The sequence below is a fragment of the Nostoc sp. genome (assembly GCF_036917755.1).
GTDB lineage: Bacteria > Cyanobacteriota > Cyanobacteriia > Cyanobacteriales > Nostocaceae > Nostoc.
On sequence record NZ_JBALFC010000120.1, the window covers coordinates 85,551 to 103,945 of the forward strand.

17 protein-coding genes and 3 pseudogenes are annotated in these 18,395 nt (G+C 42.9%); 9 read left to right on the forward strand and 11 right to left on the reverse strand.

The window, feature by feature from the left end; genetic code table 11:
- The first annotated feature begins 183 nt into the window (after positions 1-183).
- From uvrA to V7L05_RS26445, 5 genes are all read left to right on the forward strand, one after another.
- Complete coding sequence (uvrA, locus tag V7L05_RS26425; RefSeq protein WP_335168543.1) at positions 184-3,072, forward strand: excinuclease ABC subunit UvrA; 2,889 nt, start codon at positions 184-186, stop codon at positions 3,070-3,072.
- 76 nt (positions 3,073-3,148) lie between these two features.
- The gene (locus tag V7L05_RS26430) at positions 3,149-3,481 is read left to right on the forward strand and encodes a DUF6883 domain-containing protein (RefSeq protein WP_335168545.1); all 333 of its coding nucleotides are present in this window, start codon (positions 3,149-3,151) and stop codon (positions 3,479-3,481) included.
- A gap of 17 nt (positions 3,482-3,498) precedes the next feature.
- Positions 3,499-3,717, forward strand: coding sequence for a DUF4926 domain-containing protein (locus V7L05_RS26435; protein ID WP_335168546.1), 219 nt, complete (start codon positions 3,499-3,501; stop codon positions 3,715-3,717).
- 117 nt (positions 3,718-3,834) lie between these two features.
- Positions 3,835-3,981 (forward strand): type I restriction enzyme endonuclease domain-containing protein, encoded by a 147-nt coding sequence (locus tag V7L05_RS26440; protein WP_442937138.1) that lies wholly within the window; start codon positions 3,835-3,837, stop codon positions 3,979-3,981.
- Positions 3,982-4,127: 146 nt separating this feature from the next.
- A complete protein-coding gene (locus V7L05_RS26445; protein WP_335095260.1) occupies positions 4,128-4,346 on the forward strand; it encodes a hypothetical protein in 219 nt (72 codons plus the stop codon).
- Positions 4,347-4,556: 210 nt separating this feature from the next.
- On the opposite strand, the gene V7L05_RS26450 is transcribed toward V7L05_RS26445, so the two are convergent.
- The 4 genes and pseudogenes from V7L05_RS26450 to V7L05_RS26470 form a co-directional block, all read right to left on the reverse strand.
- Complete coding sequence (locus V7L05_RS26450) at positions 4,557-4,784, reverse strand: hypothetical protein (RefSeq protein ID WP_335168548.1); 228 nt, start codon at positions 4,782-4,784, stop codon at positions 4,557-4,559.
- 220 nt (positions 4,785-5,004) lie between these two features.
- Positions 5,005-5,511: pseudogene (locus V7L05_RS34855) on the reverse strand (BrnT family toxin).
- Between the two features lie 103 nt (positions 5,512-5,614).
- A complete protein-coding gene (locus V7L05_RS26465) occupies positions 5,615-7,327 on the reverse strand; it encodes a diflavin flavoprotein (protein WP_335168550.1) in 1,713 nt (570 codons plus the stop codon).
- 166 nt (positions 7,328-7,493) lie between these two features.
- The gene (locus tag V7L05_RS26470; protein WP_335168553.1) at positions 7,494-9,218 is read right to left on the reverse strand and encodes a diflavin flavoprotein; all 1,725 of its coding nucleotides are present in this window, start codon (positions 9,216-9,218) and stop codon (positions 7,494-7,496) included.
- Positions 9,219-9,361: 143 nt separating this feature from the next.
- On the opposite strand from V7L05_RS26470, the gene V7L05_RS26475 reads away from it, so the two are divergent.
- The 3 genes and pseudogenes from V7L05_RS26475 to V7L05_RS26485 form a co-directional block, all read left to right on the forward strand.
- Complete coding sequence (locus tag V7L05_RS26475; RefSeq protein WP_335168555.1) at positions 9,362-10,246, forward strand: pantothenate kinase; 885 nt, start codon at positions 9,362-9,364, stop codon at positions 10,244-10,246.
- 198 nt (positions 10,247-10,444) lie between these two features.
- Entirely contained in the window at positions 10,445-10,921 is a 477-nt protein-coding gene (locus V7L05_RS26480; RefSeq protein ID WP_335168557.1) for a hypothetical protein, read from the forward strand.
- A gap of 8 nt (positions 10,922-10,929) precedes the next feature.
- Positions 10,930-11,157: pseudogene (locus V7L05_RS26485) on the forward strand (hypothetical protein); the annotation flags it as partial.
- A gap of 75 nt (positions 11,158-11,232) precedes the next feature.
- Here V7L05_RS26485 and V7L05_RS26490 read toward each other — a convergent pair.
- Both V7L05_RS26490 and V7L05_RS26495 read right to left on the reverse strand, forming a co-directional pair.
- Entirely contained in the window at positions 11,233-12,075 is an 843-nt protein-coding gene (locus V7L05_RS26490) for an alpha/beta fold hydrolase (protein WP_335168559.1), read from the reverse strand.
- A gap of 84 nt (positions 12,076-12,159) precedes the next feature.
- Complete coding sequence (locus tag V7L05_RS26495) at positions 12,160-12,654, reverse strand: NUDIX hydrolase (protein ID WP_334952492.1); 495 nt, start codon at positions 12,652-12,654, stop codon at positions 12,160-12,162.
- A 756-nt stretch (positions 12,655-13,410) separates the two neighbouring features.
- Here V7L05_RS26495 and V7L05_RS26500 point away from each other — a divergent pair.
- Positions 13,411-13,575 (forward strand): hypothetical protein, encoded by a 165-nt coding sequence (locus V7L05_RS26500; protein WP_167407613.1) that lies wholly within the window; start codon positions 13,411-13,413, stop codon positions 13,573-13,575.
- 171 nt (positions 13,576-13,746) lie between these two features.
- On the opposite strand, the gene argH is transcribed toward V7L05_RS26500, so the two are convergent.
- The 5 genes and pseudogenes from argH to V7L05_RS34860 form a co-directional block, all read right to left on the reverse strand.
- A complete protein-coding gene (argH, locus tag V7L05_RS26505) occupies positions 13,747-15,132 on the reverse strand; it encodes an argininosuccinate lyase (protein ID WP_335168561.1) in 1,386 nt (461 codons plus the stop codon).
- Positions 15,133-15,255: 123 nt separating this feature from the next.
- A complete protein-coding gene (locus V7L05_RS26510) occupies positions 15,256-15,462 on the reverse strand; it encodes a hypothetical protein (RefSeq protein ID WP_335168563.1) in 207 nt (68 codons plus the stop codon).
- A 107-nt stretch (positions 15,463-15,569) separates the two neighbouring features.
- A complete protein-coding gene (gene larB, locus V7L05_RS26515; protein ID WP_335168566.1) occupies positions 15,570-16,358 on the reverse strand; it encodes a nickel pincer cofactor biosynthesis protein LarB in 789 nt (262 codons plus the stop codon).
- Positions 16,359-16,397: 39 nt separating this feature from the next.
- Positions 16,398-18,188 carry an ABC transporter substrate-binding protein gene (locus tag V7L05_RS26520; RefSeq protein ID WP_335168568.1) on the reverse strand — a complete coding sequence of 597 codons (1,791 nt, stop codon included), beginning with the start codon at positions 18,186-18,188 and terminating at the stop codon, positions 16,398-16,400.
- A gap of 40 nt (positions 18,189-18,228) precedes the next feature.
- Positions 18,229-18,306: pseudogene (locus tag V7L05_RS34860) on the reverse strand (nickel pincer cofactor biosynthesis protein LarB); the annotation flags it as partial.
- Positions 18,307-18,395: the final 89 nt, after the last annotated feature.

Below are 18,395 nucleotides of genomic sequence, written 5' to 3' on the forward strand. Positions count from 1 at the left end.
AGCTTCGCCCTCAGAAGGATATTTAATCGGGATGCTTCCAAATTAGCAGACTCTTAAGCATGTCTGCGGGATGAATCTAGAACGACAACTAACTAAAACAGTACGATTGTTCTACTATAAACTGATTTAAAGATAGTATTATTAAGGACTGTTTCATCAGAAACTCCCTCTTCGCCGCCCAATATGTCAGACCACCAGCTAGCAGCATCCTTGAATGGACATCTTCCGTACCCCAGCCACAACAGCCAGAATACCATTCGGATTCGGGGTGCTAGGCAGCATAATCTGAAAAATATTGACTTGGAATTGCCGCGCGATCGCCTGATTGTGTTTACTGGCGTTTCTGGTTCTGGTAAGTCTTCCCTGGCTTTTGATACGATTTTCGCTGAAGGGCAACGTCGCTATGTGGAATCCCTCAGCGCCTACGCACGGCAATTTCTCGGACAGTTGGATAAACCGGATGTCGAAGCAATTGAAGGCTTAAGTCCAGCAATTTCCATTGACCAAAAATCAACGTCTCATAACCCCCGTTCTACTGTGGGTACGGTGACGGAGATTTATGACTATTTGCGACTGTTGTTTGGTCGGGCTGGTGAACCCCATTGTCCGATATGCGATCGCTGTATTGCACCCCAGACAATCGATGAGATGTGCGATCGGATTATGGAATTAAGCGATCGCACCCGCTTCCAAATTCTTGCACCCGTTGTCCGGGGTAAAAAAGGCACACATCGTAAGCTTTTGTCAAGTCTGGCATCCCAAGGTTTTGTCCGCGTGCGAATCAATGGCGAAGTGCGCGAACTGTCAGATTCCATTGAATTGGATAAAAATTTTACCCACACCATCGAAGTGGTAATTGACCGCCTGGTGAAAAAAGATGGTATTCAAGAGCGTTTGGTTGATTCTCTGTCTACGTGTCTCAAACAATCAGGCGGTATTGCGACCATTCTTGTGAGTTTACTTGGTGACGACGGACAAGAAAAAGAAGAAGAATTAGTATTTTCAGAAAACTTTGCTTGTCCAGAACATGGCGCGGTAATGGACGAACTATCGCCGCGATTGTTCTCGTTTAACTCACCTTATGGTGCTTGTCCTGACTGTCATGGAATCGGGACTTTAAGGAGATTTGCGCCAGATTTGATCGTACCTGACCCGGAAGCGCCACTTTATGCGGCGATCGCGCCTTGGTCAGAAAAAGATAATTCTTATTATCTGGAATTACTCTACAGCATCGCCCAAGCTCATGGCTTTGAGTTACAGACAAATTGGAGCAAACTGACAGTAGAACAGCAGCAGATTATTCTGTATGGAGAAAAAGAAGAAGGAAATACAAAAGCACAAAAAACCCAAAATTTTAAAGGTGCTATTCCAATTTTGCAACGACAATATGAGGGTGGTTCTGAGCTAGTTAAGCAAAAATTAGAGCAGTATTTAGTTGATCAACCGTGTGAAGTTTGTCAGGGAAAACGGTTAAAACCGGAAGCTTTAGCGGTCAAATTGGGACAATATGGAATTTTAGATTTGACTGCGGTTTCGATTCGGGATTGTCGGGAGAGAATTGATCAATTCAAGTTGAGCGATCGCCAGTTACAAATTGCTGATTTAGTACTCCGAGAAATCAAAGCTAGATTGCAATTTTTGTTAGATGTAGGTTTAGATTATCTCACCCTTGCTCGTCCAGCCATGACCCTTTCTGGTGGCGAAGCCCAACGAATTCGTCTAGCAACGCAAATTGGTTCTGGTTTAACAGGAGTTCTCTACGTCTTAGATGAACCGAGTATTGGTTTGCATCAACGAGATAATGGCAGGTTGCTGAAAACCTTAACTAAATTGCGCGATTTGGGTAATACATTAATTGTCGTTGAGCATGATGAAGAAACAATTCGTGCCGCTAACTACATAGTTGATATTGGCCCTGGTGCAGGAATTCACGGCGGAAATATTATCGCCCAAGGTGATTTTCAAACGTTGCTAGCAGCAGAAGATTCCTTGACGGGTGCGTATTTATCAGGAAGGCGAGTAATTACCACGCCAACAGAACGCCGCGAAGGAAATGGGCGTAGTTTGGGAATTAAAAATGCCCATCGCAACAATTTAAGAAATATAGATGTAGACATTCCATTAGGTAAACTTGTTGCCATCACAGGTGTGTCTGGTTCTGGGAAATCTACCCTAATTAACGAGTTACTTTACCCATCATTACAACACCATCTAACAAAGAAAGTTCCCTTACCCAAACATTTGGATAAAATTCAGGGATTAAACGCGATTGATAAAGCGATCGTTATCGATCAATCGCCCATTGGACGTACACCACGTTCCAACCCTGCAACTTACACAGGAATTTTCGATGCCATTCGAGATGTATTTTCCCAAACAGTAGAAGCAAAAGCTAGGGGTTACAAAGCCGGACAATTTTCTTTTAACGTTAAAGGTGGACGTTGCGAAGCTTGTAGCGGACAGGGTGTGAATGTTATTGAAATGAACTTTCTCCCCGATGTTTACGTGCAATGCGAAATTTGTAAAGGTGCAAGATACAACCGCGAAACTTTGCAAGTGAAGTACAAAGATAAGTCTATTTCTGATGTTTTGAGAATGACAGTTGAGGAAAGTTTAGACTTTTTTGAAAATATTCCCAAAGCGATCGCGCGGTTGCAAACTTTATTTGATGTCGGGTTGGGTTATGTCCAACTCGGACAACCTGCGACTACCTTATCTGGTGGGGAAGCGCAACGGGTAAAATTGGCAACAGAACTATCTAGACGCGCCACGGGTAAGACACTTTATTTAATAGATGAACCGACAACCGGGTTATCTTTTTATGATGTCCACAAATTGTTAGATGTGTTGCAACGATTGGTAGATAAAGGCAATTCAATATTAGTAATTGAACACAACTTAGATGTAATTCGTTGTTCTGATTGGGTGATAGATTTGGGGCCAGAAGGTGGCGACAAAGGCGGAGAATTGATTGCTGTGGGTACACCGGAGGAAGTTGCAAAAAATCCCAGGTCTTATACTGGGCAATATTTGCAGCAGGTTTTGAAACAATATCCGGTGGTGAAATCTTAGTCTTTTGCAAGTAAGGTGCATTACATACAGGTCATATCCAGGTCAGAAAAGCGGAGAAGGTTCTAGCAAACGTATTATGAAACTTCCTAACCGTGAATGCGCTATCGTTGAAATAGATAAAATCGCGGGTTACTGTCTCAACCCAGAACATCCAGAGGGAAAACACAAAGCCCGTGTATTTAAATCTGCACTAGACTTAAATTTAGATCATGCACAAGAATTACAAGCGATCCTTTTACAAGCAGTAGCAAATTATGATGCCATCCCTGGTAAAAGGAATCCATACGGTCAAAAATATATCATTGATTTTCCCCTGAATCGTTCAGATAAACAAGCAATTATTCAAAGCGTTTGGATAGTGCGTAATAATGAAGGCTTTCCCCGCCTAGTCACCTGTTATGTAATCTAAGCAATGAGGTAATACCAATGAAATTATTAGATGTGGTTGCCCTAACCGAAGACTTACCAGAATTGGGATTGCATCGCGGTCAAGTAGGAACAATTGTAGAAGAATATGAACCTGGAGTTTTTGAAGTAGAATTCAGTGACTTAACAGGAAAAGCTTATGCCGTAGAAACTTTAAATGCTAGCCAGCTAATGAGTTTATATCATCAAGCAATTGGTGGGAAAACATTATTGGTTTAACTCCTCTTCCTACGGTACTTTTAAGATCGGTTTATTTCAGGCAATTCGCACCACCTTCGTTAAACACGCTACAGCCGGGGCTAACAGTCCAGAAGATTTAGATAGGCGATTCGGCAGATTGTTTCTAATGCAGTTGTAACAGTTCAGATGGTGGATATTTTCGCTGCTGCTGGGATGCACAATCCTTATATTTACATCCTCTCTGATGAATTTTTGGCAGATGTGCGTCTACTTCCTCAGCGTCATTTGGCTTTAGAAAGCTAATTCTCTACAGTAAAACCCTCAGAGTGTTTATATACCAAAGGTTTTGTTAGTTCATAAAAAAATTATCTTCAGTACAGTAAGAATACTATTGCATAAAAAAGCTACTGCTATAGAGAATAGATACAGAAAACATTGAGATGTTAATAATGAGTACAAAAAACGATGACAATAATTTTGGAGAAGCAGCAGGATTTGCAGCAGGTGGTGCTGTGCTAGGAGGTGGTGCTGCGGCTACATTAGGGGGTATTGGTGTACTCGCTCCTGCTGCTGGTATTGCGATTGGTATTGGTGCAGCTCCAGTTGTAGCAGCGGGTGCTGTTATAGGGTTGGCAGCTTATGGCATCAAAAAAGCGTTTAACTGGTAACTTTTAGATCAGTATTTCTCACATAACAAAACCCTCAGAGTGCTTAGTCTTTGAGGGTTTTGTCGAGATTTGGCTGTATAGGTAAAAGAAAATCAACAACTAAACAAACTTGCATCAACGTGAAAAAATTTTCCTAAAGCCTCAGCTTTTTCTAAGGTTCACGCGCTAGCAAAGCATCCAGCAAAATATTTGTATCAAATAAAATTCGCATTACAGATACTTTTGCACCAACCGCTCATCTAGCATGGCTTTCACTTCTTCATCTGTAGGTGGCAGGGTGTCAGTCTTTGCAATGCCGATTAAACTCGCAGCTAAACCCTTCGGCTTTGACGTTGGCTGAAGTTTTGGTTGGAGCGATCGCATCAATGTATTAATTAACTGCCAACGATCCTCGGCAGATAATCTCAGTGCTTGCTCTTCAAGTTCACCTAACGTCATAGCAATAATTTCTAACAGAGAGCGTTGAGTTATCAGAATAAGACGGCTTGCGATGTCTGACGACAAGCCAAGAAGCGTCTACGCCCAATGCAACGGGGTTGTTAGGCTGTCTCGCCGTTTGCTGTTTGTGGCATTGACTCAATCAACGCCCTTAAAACTTTGTTGACCGATTCTGCTGTGGTAAAAACCTGAGCCACATCTTCATCTAAAACCACAACCGTTAATTGTTGCGTTCCACTGCGGGTAGCAAAGCGATTGGGCTTTGCCTTCTGATAATCGAAGCGATACTCAGCCGGAAGCTCGTCGTCAGAATTTTGCGATTTTTCTGGTATGCGTTTCGTTCATAATCTTCACGTTCCTTTCGAGTAGCTAGACGGGCGCTGATGATACGGATAACATTGGAACGCTCAGTGAAGGAAATCAACAGCAAGAGGTTTTGTTGAGAGTGACCAATAATGATTTCTCGCTGCTCATTTATAGAGCAATACGGTTCAGTTAAGGCTAAAACTCTTTGTGAAAGTTAATTTTTTTTAACGAACCGCAGAGGCGCAGAGAACACAGAGAGAAGGAAGAAATGCTTAACTGAACTGTATTGATTTATAGAGTGCGCTTCATGATCAAAGATCACTGCCAGAGAATTGCCGAAGACAGTTTTGGCTTCTTCAAAGCTAACACCGTGCTTCTTCAAATTTGCGGCTGCTTTTGATTTATCCCACTGGAACTCCATGACCAGATCATATCCGATTAGCTATGCAGAGTTGATAATCAGTTGCGTTTTTGATTTGGCTAGTAGGTCGCCTAAACTATTGTCGCAAATTGGAGATGATTGATTAATAATGAGTTGCCGACTTGCGATGATGCACGGCTGTAACGCCATCATTATCTAACAATTTGCCACTCTCGACAGTCGCATAAACCAGCCAATGGTCGCCAGATTCCATCCGGTTTTGTACGGAACATTCGAGATATGCTAGGGCATCAGTAAGTATGGGAGAACCGCTTTCAGTTTCTTGGGCGGCGACATCAGCAAATCGGTCTTCTCCTGGGCCAAAAGGTTTAAGGAAATGCTTCATCAACCCCAAATGATTCCCTTCTTTGAGAATGTTGAGGACAAATTTATTTCCTGTATGTGTCAGTGTTTCTACTGCGCGGTCTTTGGCGACGGCTATGGTTAAACCAGGGGGACTAAAGCTAGCCTGAGCCACCCAAGAGGCTAACATGGCACTGGAGCGATCGCCTTCTTTTGCTGTGAGAACACAAAGAGAACCGACAATCCTACCAACTGCTTGTTCTACACTTGTCGCAGGTTGACTTGGCGATCGCACTTTTCTGATTTTCTTCAGAGCTTGGGCAAAGTCGGTTCCAGCTTCTTCACACAATTGTAAGGTGGCATCGTCGGGTTTGAATTTTACGCGGATGGTGTCAAAACCAAACCGATAGCCAGCATCTTTTAATTTACCTTCGATTAAATCAACCCCTTCTCCACTCCAGCCAAAGGAACCAAAAACACCAGCGAGTTTATTATTAGTAGCGGTGGATAGTACAATTCCTAAAGCTGTTTGTACAGGTGTGGGTGCATGACCGCCGAGGGTTGGTGAACCGATGACAAAGCCAGCAGATTTTTCGACAGCAACCCGGATTTCTTCAGGTTCAGTGAATTCGCAATTAATCGATTCTACAGCAACACCAGCTTTTGTAATCCCACGAGCGATCGCTTGAGCTAATGTGGCTGTATTCCCGTAAGCTGAAGCATAAATTAACGCTACTGTCAAGTCAGCAGATGTTTGCTGTTGACTCCATTCCCGATAAGCTTTGGTTAGTTCGATTAAGCCATCGCGTACCAAAGGCCCGTGTCCATTGGCATACATTCGCACGGGAAAATCGGCAAGTTTATCTAGCGCTGTTTCAACTTGACGGGCGTGGGGAGCCATGAGGCAATCAAAATAATAGCGCCGATCTTCGTTATATATTTCCCAGCCTTCATCAAATACCTGATCTCCGCAAACATGCGCCCCAAATAACTTATCTGTGTACAAAATTTCTGTCTGCGGATCATAAGTGCAAAGTTGATCTGCATAGCGGGGGTTGGGGGTGGGAATAAATTGTAAATTATGCCCGTTACCCAAATCTAGAGTTTCTTCGCCCCGCATCACAATAATTTGCAAATCGGGATTTTCCAGCGCCGCACGTAAATTTATCGCCCCTGGATTAGAACAAACAAAAGTAATTTGCGGGGCAATTTCCAACAAAGCTTTTAAAGTTACAGTCCGGTTGGGATTTACGTGTCCCAAAATTACATAATCTAACTCTTCGACATGGAAACGCTGCTGCAACGCTTCTAAATAAATTTGCGTAAACGTTTCCCCTGGAGGATCGATAATTGCGGTTTTCTCGCTTTCGATTAAATAAGAATTAGCAGTTGTACCCTTAGCAAGAGCATATTCAATTTCAAATCTCAGCCTTGACCAACTGCGCGATCGCAGTATTCTTGTATCTGTAGCTATTGGATAAACTTGAACATCACGGGGTTTGTTTGTTGACATGGGGAGTAGGGAATAGGGAGTGGGGAGTGGGGAGTGGGGAATAAGAAGTAGGAATCACCACTTCCTATTCAGTTTTTTAATAATGCTTTCCGACATGGCTTTTGGGGTAATGGGGAATAAGAAGTAGGAAACACCACTCCCTACTCCCTACTCCCCACTCCCTCTCTTAATAATGATTACCAACTTTGCGATGATGGACTGCTGTTAGCGCATCTGGCTTAGAAACCCGTCCAGCGTAGACGGTGCTGTATACTGCCCAATGGTCGCCGCAGTCCATTCTACTGACGACTTCGCACTCCATGTAGGCGAGGGCGTCGTTGAGGATGGGGGCACCATTTTCGGCTGGCTGGGTTCTCACACCTTCAAAGCGATTTGCGCCAGGGGCGAACCGTTTCAAAAAGTGCTTCATTAGTGGTTGGAAATTGCCTTCTTCTAAGATGTTGAGAACAAAGCGATCGCCTACTTGCATAAGTGATTCAATTGCCCGATCTTTGGCTACTGCAATGGAAAATCCCAAGGGTTTAAAGCTAGCTTGATTTACCCAAGAGGCTAGCATGGCACTGGAAACATCGCCTTTTTTAGCAGTAATAATATACAATCCGCCGCTCAGTCTGCCTAGTGCTTTATCTAAGTCAGCACCGAGAGATTTCATGGCTTTGATACTGCGATCGCGTGTTACCCATTGAGCTAAGTCTGTACCCGCTTCTTCGCACAACTTGTAAGTGTTTTCTGTGGGCGTTTGTTTAATCCGAATCGCTGGAAAAACTGTTGTCAAACCCAAATTGCGGAATTTACTCAGCAAAGGATCTATCGGCTCATCATCGCCACCGCCAGTTTCAAACACGCCGATCGCTTGCTTTTCTTTGGCTGATCCTAATACTGTACTGAGTGCAGCTTGGATGCTAGCAGCGCCAGAAGCCGGAGTTAGACCAACGATTAGTCCAGCACAACGGCTTACTAGTTCCCGCAGTTCTTGTAAATCTACTTCCGATCCCAAATCGACAATTTCCACCGCGACACCAGTTTTAGCGATACCATTGGCAATTGCTTGCGCGAGGCGATCGCTATATCCGTATTCTGAAACGTAAAATATCCCAACTGCCGTTTCTACCTTGGTTTGTGTTTGGCTCCAAGTGCGGTAACGTCCAACTAATTCCTCAACATTATGAGATAATAATGGCCCGTGCCCTGTGGCAATCATCTTGATGGTTTTTAGTTCCGCCATCCGCTTCAGGGCAGACAAAACTGACCGTGCATTCGGTCCCATCAAGCAATCGTAGTAGTAATGAAAGTCTGCTTCGATCGCTGCCAAGTCTTCATCAAAGGTGCTATCTGAGCAATAGTGCAACCCAAAGGCATCACAAGTATAAAGAATTTTGGTTTTGTGGTCAAAGCTGAAGATGGTATCCGGCCAGTGTAAATTTGGGGCAATCACGAATTCAAGTTCGTGACCATTACCCAAATCTAAGCGATCGCCATTTTTCACAATCCGGCGTTTGAATGGCTGATGTACGAAATCTTCAAGAAACTGAATCGCCACCTTAGAGCCGACAACGGTAATTTCTGGAGCCATTTGCAGCAAATCTTTAACTAAACCGCTATGGTCTGGCTCCGTGTGGCTGATAATCAAATAATCAATCTCTGTAGGCTTGATTAGTCCGGTAAGCGTATCAAAATATAGTTGACGAAACTTTTCGTGGGAGGTATCAACTAAGGCAGTCTGCTCTCCACGGATGAGAAACGAGTTATAAGTGGTACCGTTTTGCAGACCAAACTCAATATCGAAGCGATCGCGATCCCAATCCAAAGAACGAATAGCCGTCGTCTCTTGAGCGATTTCCACAGTCTGTATGGTCAGCCGTTTTTCAGTTTTTTCGGTGAGCGCTACCATAACTCCCCTCCTTAACACAATGAGTATTTCTTCCTCTAGGTTTATTGTTACACGGCTTGAATGTTAATTTTTATTAAAAAACCTATTACTGACTTAAAAAATTTAAAAGTGTGAAACCGCAGAGGATTGGGGAGATGGGGGAGATGGGGGAGATGAGGGAGATGAGGGAGATAGAGAAAATTTGGTTAGCGTTGGAAATTGGAAATTCTCGGCTGCATTGGGCATTGTTTATTGGCGAGACGCTTTACTCAGCTTGGGATACTGACTATCTACCTGAGTCTGCTATACAACAGTTGGCTGAATGTCAAACCCTGGATGATTTACTAGAGAAAATTTTTCCACCCCATCAGAAAATTAGGGAAGATTGGGCAGCAGGGGAAGAAAATACTTCTTTATCCCCCTCATCCCCCTTATCTCCCTCATCCCCCTCATCCCCCCCTCCCCTTCTCATAGCCTCCGTAGTTCCCAGCAAAACTGCTATTTGGCAAACTTACCCAAATACTCGTGTTATTACTTTAGACCAAGTACCGCTTAAAGGTATGTATCCGACATTAGGAATTGACCGCGCTTTAGCTTTATGGGGTGCGGGGAAAACGTGGGGTTTTCCAATGTTGGTGATTGATGCAGGAACAGCGCTGACTTTTACGGCTGCGGATGATAATCAGTGTCTAATTGGAGGTGCAATTCTGCCGGGATTAGGCTTGCAATTTGCAGCTCTCGGTCAACAAACAGGACAATTACCATTTGTAGAAAAGGGAAGTTTTGCATCTTTACCACCACGTTTTGCACTGAATACAACAGAAGCAATTCAAAGTGGAGTTATTTACACTATTTTAGCTGGAATTAAAGATTTTATTGAGGCATGGTGGGATTTGTTTACTGATGGTAAGATTGCAATTAAAGGGGGCGATCGCACTTTATTACTAAACTATCTACAAGCTTTATATCCTGAAATTACAGCAGGTTTGATTGTAGAACCAAATTTTATTTTTTGGGGAATGCGGGAAATAGTAATGGGGAATAGGTAATATATAGCAATCCTAAATCATTCGTGAAAAGTTAGATTCCCGACTTCTTTGAGAAGTCGGGGATCTGGACACCAAGAATTTTCACAAATCAGATAGGATTGCTATAGCACTTTCAAAGCGAACGCAAGGAAAGAAGACAGGGCTAGGTAATAATGGCATAGAATGGAGAGAGAAATTCCTATCTGGTAAGGAAATGATATGCCTAAAACATCACAGTTCGATGGGATTATGCAACAACTGAATGCCCTTTCTTTAGCGGAATTGCTAGCAGTAAGGGCAAGAGTCGATACCTTGATTGACGGTCAATCGTTGCCATTGGGCAAAGGTCAACGACGTTTATTTCGTTCTGTGAACACTTATATCACTCAAAACACTCCATATCGTGGGAGTTACCGGAGAAATACATTCATTTCTAGTGAGAATATCGACGTTGATATCGTTGCAGCACCTCCAACCATAAACCCAATAACAAGTACAACAAATCGCTTCCCAGACTGGTTACAATTCAGACAAAATGAAGTTGCCCAATTTTTGAAATCGGAAGCAAAAGAGGATGATTCCTTAGAACAGGTAATAGAACTAGTTGATGAATGGATGGCTGATGAATCAGGATACGATGAGGAAACGTATCCTCAGATTCAGGCAGCTTTAACTCAGAATCGGCTGTCAGTATAGTAACAAAGATGAGTAGAGTTATATTGCTAGACACTCATCCCCTGAGTAAAGTAACGCATCCGAAAATAGACCCAAAAGTACAGCAGTGGTTGAAATCTTTACGAGAAAATAAAACTGTTATACGTGTGCCTGAAATAGCCGATTATGAACTTCGGCGTGAACTATTGAGACAAGAAAAACAAAAAAGTATAGACCGCCTCAACAAACTTAGTCAAACTTGTCTCATACCACTGACCAAATAATTACTAATTCGTAATTCGTAATTCGTAATTCGTAATTAAGAAGGTACATGGCACCAAACTCTGAATGAGCTAGTTTAATTCGTTGAAATTATGGCTTTTTAAGATAGTTTTAATAAACTCCCGAATTTCGATCGCTACAACCCCAGCACAAGATTCTGGTAAATCGTTTCCAGCATGGGCAATCATTTTCAACTCGACTTTCGGTATCAGTTGAGCATAAACCCGACTTTTGGCTAAAGCATCAGGTGTATCTTGGCCACCTTGTAAAATCAAAACCGGGACATCAATCATGTAAAGCTGCTTTTGCAGTAATTCCGCCTCAATTTCGGCTTGTCGCCTTTTAAAAAGTAACTGGCAACCTATGGGATACGGCAATAGCGCCTGACGCAGCTGCAAGTCCTGGGCAATTTTTTCATGCCAACCCAGAACTTTAGTTAAGGGAGTTAGCGATCGGAACAATTTTACTATTAGTGGTGGATAGCTCACTAATCGCCGCATCTTCCGGCAATACTCTTCTTGTCCTGCTATCTCTACGCCCTCTGGTGCTAGCAGTACCACACCATCAACTTTCTCTGGATACTTTAAAGCATAGCTAGCAGCAATCCAACCCCCAAGAGAATGCCCTACTAAATATACTTTTTCTATCTTGACAGCTTGCACAAATTCAGCTAAACACTCTACTTGTAAATCTATCGAATGGTGGATATTCGGATTCTCTGATTCACCAAACCCTAACAAATCAGGTGCGAAGCAATGGAAATCTTGTGCAAGGGACTCCATCACAGATAACCATTGACTGCTCTCATTCCAACCACCATGTAAAAAAATTATAGGAGTTTTTTCACCGACTTCACGCCAGAATATCAGCCCTTGAGAGAGCTTTCTCCGGGAGTTACGGAATAGTGTATCCATCTTAAATTAGTCGTTAGCTTTTAACACCATAATAAATAGTCATTAGCATCTGACAAAAAATAAATGACTAATGACAAAATATTATTATGCCAATGTTGTCAAGCCCTTCAGGTAGTCTTGTAACTGCCGAGTATGGTCGTGAGACATCTGTCCTGAAGGCAGGAAATTGGGAGAGAAAGCTTGGATTTCCACGACTTCCAAAGTATCTTGAATCTCCATTGTCCCATGCACCTCGGCTTCAACCACAACACAAATTGAATGAATTCTGGGATCGCGGTCTGGTGCGGAGTAAACTCCTACCAAACGATTAATTTTCACCAATTCTAGCCCGGTTTCCTCCATCAATTCCCGGCGGACTGTGTTGGGAATATCTTCTCCCCAATCCACCATCCCTCCAGGCAATGCCCAAAGACCATCATCACGTCGCCGGATCAGTACTATCCGACCATCGGGTAAAATTGGGATGATACTAGTTCCAGTAATGGGATGACGAAATATCATACCCAGTACTGTTTGTCCAATACGCCATAAACTACGTGTGGACTCGACAGCTGCCGGAAAAAAAGCAATAACGTTCAATCTTCAAAATTTATGTATTGTATTCTATACTTCTCTACCACTTACATAAACTCAACTAATAAAATTTATATTGAGTTTTGTTTTATACAAAAAGGTTGGTGGTTTGAGATTTTATTCCCACGATTTACGTAGAATATTATTAATTCTAACATCAAGTTTCAATAGAAGCACTGTATTCATCTATACATGATATTTATTAAATCAGAAAACTTTTCAGTTTATAACTAACATTAGCCTTGCTCAAACCAGCGATCGCTAATAGTTTTTCAGCACACATTCAAAAAATTAATTTGAATAATTAAGTTAGAATCCAGAATTCAGAATTCAGAATTCAGAAGAGAAAATTAAGCGGCGTTTGATACCGCTATCTAATTCTTGATAATATTCATTAGTTTGTTCCAAGAACAACAACTAGTTATAGCAATCCGATCTGATTTGTGAAAATTATCGGTGTCCAGATCCCCGACTTCTCAAAGAAGTCGGGGATCTAACTTTTCACGAATGATTTAGGATTGGTATAGCTAATTTACATCTATTTGACATATTTGAATCTAAGAAAGGGTATTTTTCGTCTAGGTGGTGGAGATAATTATAAATTTTTATTGACAGAACAAGGTTTAATGCGGTAGACTAGTACATTGTTTAAAGCGTATTAATTGCTGCACTAGGCTACAAGTATATCAATAACATTGGTAGCTGATATTGCCTATGTGATGCCTAGTTGCTACTTTTTTGTTGTTTATTAATGAGGTGAACATGGCCAAGCGCCGTAACCCGAAAAAAGAAAAGGCGCTACGTAACCAGGCGTATGCCAGAAAGTTTCGTAAACGGACTACGACAGGAAGAATGCAGAGAAGGTTCCAACAAAGACCACCAAAGAGTGAGGAAGAAGAAGGCGCAGCAGCAGCTGACACTGAATAAGCTGCCTGCTTTAACCCTTGTTATTTAGTTTATTTAGCTTTTAGGGCGCACATTTGTACGCCCTTATTTATTTCTGGGCATTGGGCATTGGGCATTGGGCATTGGGCATTGGGCATGGGGCATTGGGAAAGAAAACTACTCTCAACTTCCTACTCCCCACTCCCTACTCCCTTATTGAGCGATTTGAGCGCGGGCAGCTATAAGTGCTTTGCTAACCTGTACAAAGCCAGTACCACCGTAACTGTTGCGGGCTGCCACAACTTGCCGGGGGGATATCGCTTCATAAATATCTGCTGCAAATGCTGGATGTATTTGTTGCCACTCTGACAATTTCAAATCTTTCAGGAGTTTACCTGCGGCAATACTAGTTTTTACCACCTTACCCACAAGGTTATAAGCTTCTCGGAAAGGGACGCCCCGTGCTGCCAGATAATCTGCTACATCGGTAGCATTGGAAAAATCTTCCGTCACGGCTTGGGCTAATCGCTGGGTACGAAATTCTAAGCCTTCTCTGAGCAAAATCGTCATCGCTTCTAGAGAGGCTTTGACTGTGTTAACGCTATCAAATAGACCTTCTTTATCTTCTTGCAGGTCTTTGTTATATGCCAGGGGTAGCCCCTTCATAATCACTAACATTGCCTGGAGATGACCGAATACACGCCCCGTTTTCCCCCGCACCAATTCTGGTACATCGGGGTTTTTCTTTTGGGGCATGATGCTGGAACCCGTGGCGCAGCTATCTTTGAGGGTGACAAAGCGAAATTCTTCAGTTGACCAAAGAATGACTTCTTCTGCAAGACGGCTGAGGTGAACCATAATCAAGCTAGCAGCAGACAAGAATTCGATCGCAAAATCGCGATCGCTGACTCCATCAAGGCTATTAGCATAAATATCGTCAAAATTCAAGAGTTTAGCTGTGTAGTGGCGGTCAATGGGGAAAGTAGTTCCCGCTAAAGCACCGCATCCCAACGGTGAGATATTCACGCGGCGAGAAACATCTCCTAAGCGTTCCCAGTCGCGTTGCGCCATTTGAAAGTATGCCAAGAGATGGTGAGCTAAACTCAGGGGTTGGGCGCGTTGTAGGTGAGTATAGCCAGGAATCAGGGTTTCAACGTGCTTTTCGGCTATATCTAGTAAAACACCTTGAAATTCTCGCAATTCGCTTTTGATTTGTTGGATTTGGTCGCGGAGATAGAGTCTGGTATCGGTGCCAACTTGGTCATTCCGCGATCGCGCCGTATGCAGTTTTTTACCCACATCGCCGACAATTTCTGTCAGTCGTCGTTCAACTGCAAAATGTACGTCTTCAGCATCGACACCAGGCTGAAATTTACCCTGGCGGTACTCTTGGCGAATTTGCTCCAAACCGGCAACCAGTTGCTCTCCTTCTTGTTGGGAGATAATGCCCGTGTGAGCGAGCATTTTAGCATGAGCTTGAGAACCAGTCAAGTCATATTCGATTAATTCAATATCGAAACCTATACTGGCATTAAAACGAGCGATCGCTGGATGCAACTCTGATTCAAATCGCGGACTCCAATTTTCTTCTTTGGTCATAAATATTATCAGGGGAGTGGGGAGTGGGGAATGGGGAATGGGGAATGATGATTTAGGAAGAGGAGGAAGATAATTTTCCTGATTTCCCTACTCCCTACTCCTTATTCCCCACTCCCCCTAGATTTAGCCGTAGCTAGTTAGATTCCGAATCATATAGCCAATGACTAAACCAATCAACAATGCCCACACTTGACCTGTTTGTATAAAGTGGCTCCAAGCTTTTTGAATCTGACCCATAAGGTCTGGGTCAGTAATTGTTTGTGCTAGTGCCGTCAAATTTACAGGCAAATGCCAAAATAACTGAGACATCAAATCGCTGTAGTGGCTCATATTTGGTGCTTAAGAACTAAAGGGTGGCAAATTTCAGCATCAGTTTATTTTTTACATTAAATACTGATAGTGTACTGAAATATTCGATATAACTTTAATGTCTTAACTCAAGATGCAGCCGATGCCAACCGCAATTTCTCGGCAGTCCGCAAAATTTGCCCCGCCAAAACTGCTGCGCCAAAACCATTATCGATATTTACTACGCCTACTCCCGCAGCACAAGAGTTAAGCATTGTCAATAAAGGTGCTAAACCCCCAAAACTTGCGCCATAACCGATGCTGGTGGGTACGGCAATCACAGGACAACTCGCTAAACCCGCGACAACACTGGGTAAAGCGCCTTCCATCCCCGCCACGACAATTAACACCGATGCTGACTCAATCAGGTGGCGGTTACTTAATAAGCGGTGAATCCCAGCAACGCCAACATCCCAAAGGCGCTGGACGCGGAAACCAGAAAGTTCAGCAGTTACAGCTGCTTCTTCAGCAACGGGTAAATCGGCGGTACCAGCAGAAAGAATGCCAATTTCACCCGCAAATTGTGGTTCGATAGTAGGAGGAGCGATCGCACAAATTCGCGCCGATTCGTAATATCGCAAACCGCTAACTTTTGATTGCAGTGCGGCATAAACTACTGGTTCAATGCGAGTCGCCATCACCACCGGATTGCGGAGGCGCATCACCTCCATAATTTGAGCAATTTGATCGGGAGTTTTACCAGGGCCCCAAATCACCTCTGGGAAACCAGTTCTAAGGGCGCGATGGTGGTCAATTTTGGCAAACTCACCCACAGATTCATAAGTTAAATCTTTGAGTGAATGTAATGCCGTATCTGGCGTAACTTTACCATTGGCAACCGCTTCGAGGAGCGATCGCAAAGTTTTTTCATCGGTCATTTGTCATTTTTCCTGATATTGTTATGTGATGACTAATGACTAATCGGTTACTTTCAGTTCGTAGAGATTCCAAAATGGGCCGCCAAGAGCAGTATATTGAATTCCTTGGAAGCGATCGCGCACTGCTTGCAAATTCAAACTCTCCACTAAATGAATAAACGGCAACTGTTCTGAGGCGATGCGCTGATATTCGTAATAAATCTCCTTGCGCTTGTTTTCATCCAATACCTGTGCGCCTTTAATGTAAAGGCTGTCAATTTGCTTTTCCCAGTCGGAAACTTCCCAGCCAGTTATGGGTGGATCTCCTGGTTGTGGCCCCAAATTAAATGCATGGGATGCACCGGCAATCCTCCAGATATTGCTAGCGCCGTGGGGTTCAATACCGCCTCCAGCAAATCCTCCCAGGTAACAATCCCAATTATGCGTAACTTTGAGTTTTTCTAGATAAGAATTGAAGCTGAGAATTTGCAAATCTACTTGAATCCCAATATTACCAAGATCCCGTCTGATTTGAGATGCCATATCTCCTCTAACTTTTCTTTCCGAATTCGTTAAGATTGTAAATCTGACTCTGTTACCATTAGCATCTAAAAGCTGATTTTGGTCATTATATTTAAACCCAGCTTGTAACAGTAATTTCTTCGATTTATCTGGCTCGTAATTATATACCTTTAACCCTTTTTCTGGAGGAAGGAAGTAGGGACTTTTGACATAAACAAATGAATTTTGCAGTTCACCCAGTCCCCGATAAGCATTTGTTTTCATGGTTTTGCGGTCGAGCGCGTAGGCTATAGCCTGCCTGAATTCCTTTTTATTAAACCAGCTAGATTTAATTGGGTCTACAAAAGGTTTACCCTGAGAATTCTTCGCTTTACTAAGATTGAAAGCAATAAAACTCGTACTTGTGCCTGGGCCGCCGTTATAAATTTTAAACTTCGCCCGTTTTTCTTCTCGCTTCAGCAAACTAAAACCTTCAGGAGGAACTTCTAAATCATCCAACTGCCCAGAGCGAAAACTAATCAACTGGTTTTCAGTAGATTCAATAATTTGCCAAACAATGCGCTCGATGTAAGGCTGAGGATTACCCTGAGCATCTTTACGCCAGTAGTATGGATTACGCCGAAATATAACTCGCTGACTGGAAACGTAGCTTTCCATAACATAGGGACCGTTACCAACAATTTGTTTCGGATCAGTGCCTGTTCCCCACATTGAGAGAAACTTAGAATTTCCACCAGAACCGATTGTGCGAACTGCTTTCTGTAGAACATGGGCTGGCATAATTGGGATGCCGCCGACATATCTTAAAAAAGGAGCAAAGGGTTCCTGTATGCTAAATTCAACCCGACGCTCATCAATTTTTTTCACCTTTGGCAAACTGCCCTTATCGCCAATTCTTAGGGCATCTTTGGTAGAAGTGGGAATTTTAGGATTGAGGTAGATTTCGTTATAACTAAAAACAACATCATCAGCAGTCGTTGGCTGACCATCTGACCACTTAATTCCTGATCGCAGGGTGATTACAATCCGCTGACCATCTTCAGAAACTTCCCAGGCTTCTGCTAGAGCAGGCTCTAATTTTGTGGTTACAGGATTCTCATTAATCAATGAGTCATAGAGGAAGCCAAAAACGCTATATGCCGACTCATTCAGAGCATAGTTGAAAGTTGAAGGCTCACTCAAAACTGCGGTGACAACTTGCGGCACTTGAGCAGCTGCGCTTTTGAAGTTAGCTGGGTTGCAGGCGGTAACTGTAAGTGCAATTGCTGAAGTCAGAATTAATGTTAGCCAAAAACGCCTAATTGCAAAAAAGATGGAGGGTGATTTCATAGAATTCAATTTACTGGAATTCTGTCTAATTATGTTCAATAAATTCACCCGCAGGTTTATAGGACAAAGATTCAAGTGCGTCTAATCCTATATCTGGGGTAACTTTACCATTGGCCACTGCCTCGAGGAGCGATGCCTACGGCGGTAAACTACGCAATGTTTTTTCATCGGTCATTGGTAATTAACCCTTTGTCTTTTGTAATTTAT

What these genes read in the sequence shown, in the direction of transcription:
- V7L05_RS26445 (WP_335095260.1), top strand. Translation starts at nt 4,128, where the DNA reads ATGAGTACAAAAAACGATGACAATAATTTTGGAGAAGCAGCAGGATTT.
- V7L05_RS26490 (WP_335168559.1), bottom strand. Translation starts at nt 12,075, where the DNA reads ATGGATACACTATTCCGTAACTCCCGGAGAAAGCTCTCTCAAGGGCTG.
- argH (WP_335168561.1), bottom strand. Translation starts at nt 15,132, where the DNA reads ATGACCAAAGAAGAAAATTGGAGTCCGCGATTTGAATCAGAGTTGCAT.
- V7L05_RS26475 (WP_335168555.1), top strand. Translation starts at nt 9,362, where the DNA reads ATGGGGGAGATGAGGGAGATGAGGGAGATAGAGAAAATTTGGTTAGCG.
- V7L05_RS26520 (WP_335168568.1), bottom strand. Translation starts at nt 18,188, where the DNA reads ATGAAATCACCCTCCATCTTTTTTGCAATTAGGCGTTTTTGGCTAACA.
- V7L05_RS26450 (WP_335168548.1), bottom strand. Translation starts at nt 4,784, where the DNA reads ATGACGTTAGGTGAACTTGAAGAGCAAGCACTGAGATTATCTGCCGAG.
- V7L05_RS26430 (WP_335168545.1), top strand. Translation starts at nt 3,149, where the DNA reads ATGAAACTTCCTAACCGTGAATGCGCTATCGTTGAAATAGATAAAATC.
- uvrA (WP_335168543.1), top strand. Translation starts at nt 184, where the DNA reads ATGTCAGACCACCAGCTAGCAGCATCCTTGAATGGACATCTTCCGTAC.
- V7L05_RS26500 (WP_167407613.1), top strand. Translation starts at nt 13,411, where the DNA reads ATGGCCAAGCGCCGTAACCCGAAAAAAGAAAAGGCGCTACGTAACCAG.
- V7L05_RS26510 (WP_335168563.1), bottom strand. Translation starts at nt 15,462, where the DNA reads ATGAGCCACTACAGCGATTTGATGTCTCAGTTATTTTGGCATTTGCCT.
- V7L05_RS26435 (WP_335168546.1), top strand. Translation starts at nt 3,499, where the DNA reads ATGAAATTATTAGATGTGGTTGCCCTAACCGAAGACTTACCAGAATTG.
- V7L05_RS26480 (WP_335168557.1), top strand. Translation starts at nt 10,445, where the DNA reads ATGCCTAAAACATCACAGTTCGATGGGATTATGCAACAACTGAATGCC.
- V7L05_RS26465 (WP_335168550.1), bottom strand. Translation starts at nt 7,327, where the DNA reads ATGTCAACAAACAAACCCCGTGATGTTCAAGTTTATCCAATAGCTACA.
- larB (WP_335168566.1), bottom strand. Translation starts at nt 16,358, where the DNA reads ATGACCGATGAAAAAACTTTGCGATCGCTCCTCGAAGCGGTTGCCAAT.
- V7L05_RS26470 (WP_335168553.1), bottom strand. Translation starts at nt 9,218, where the DNA reads ATGGTAGCGCTCACCGAAAAAACTGAAAAACGGCTGACCATACAGACT.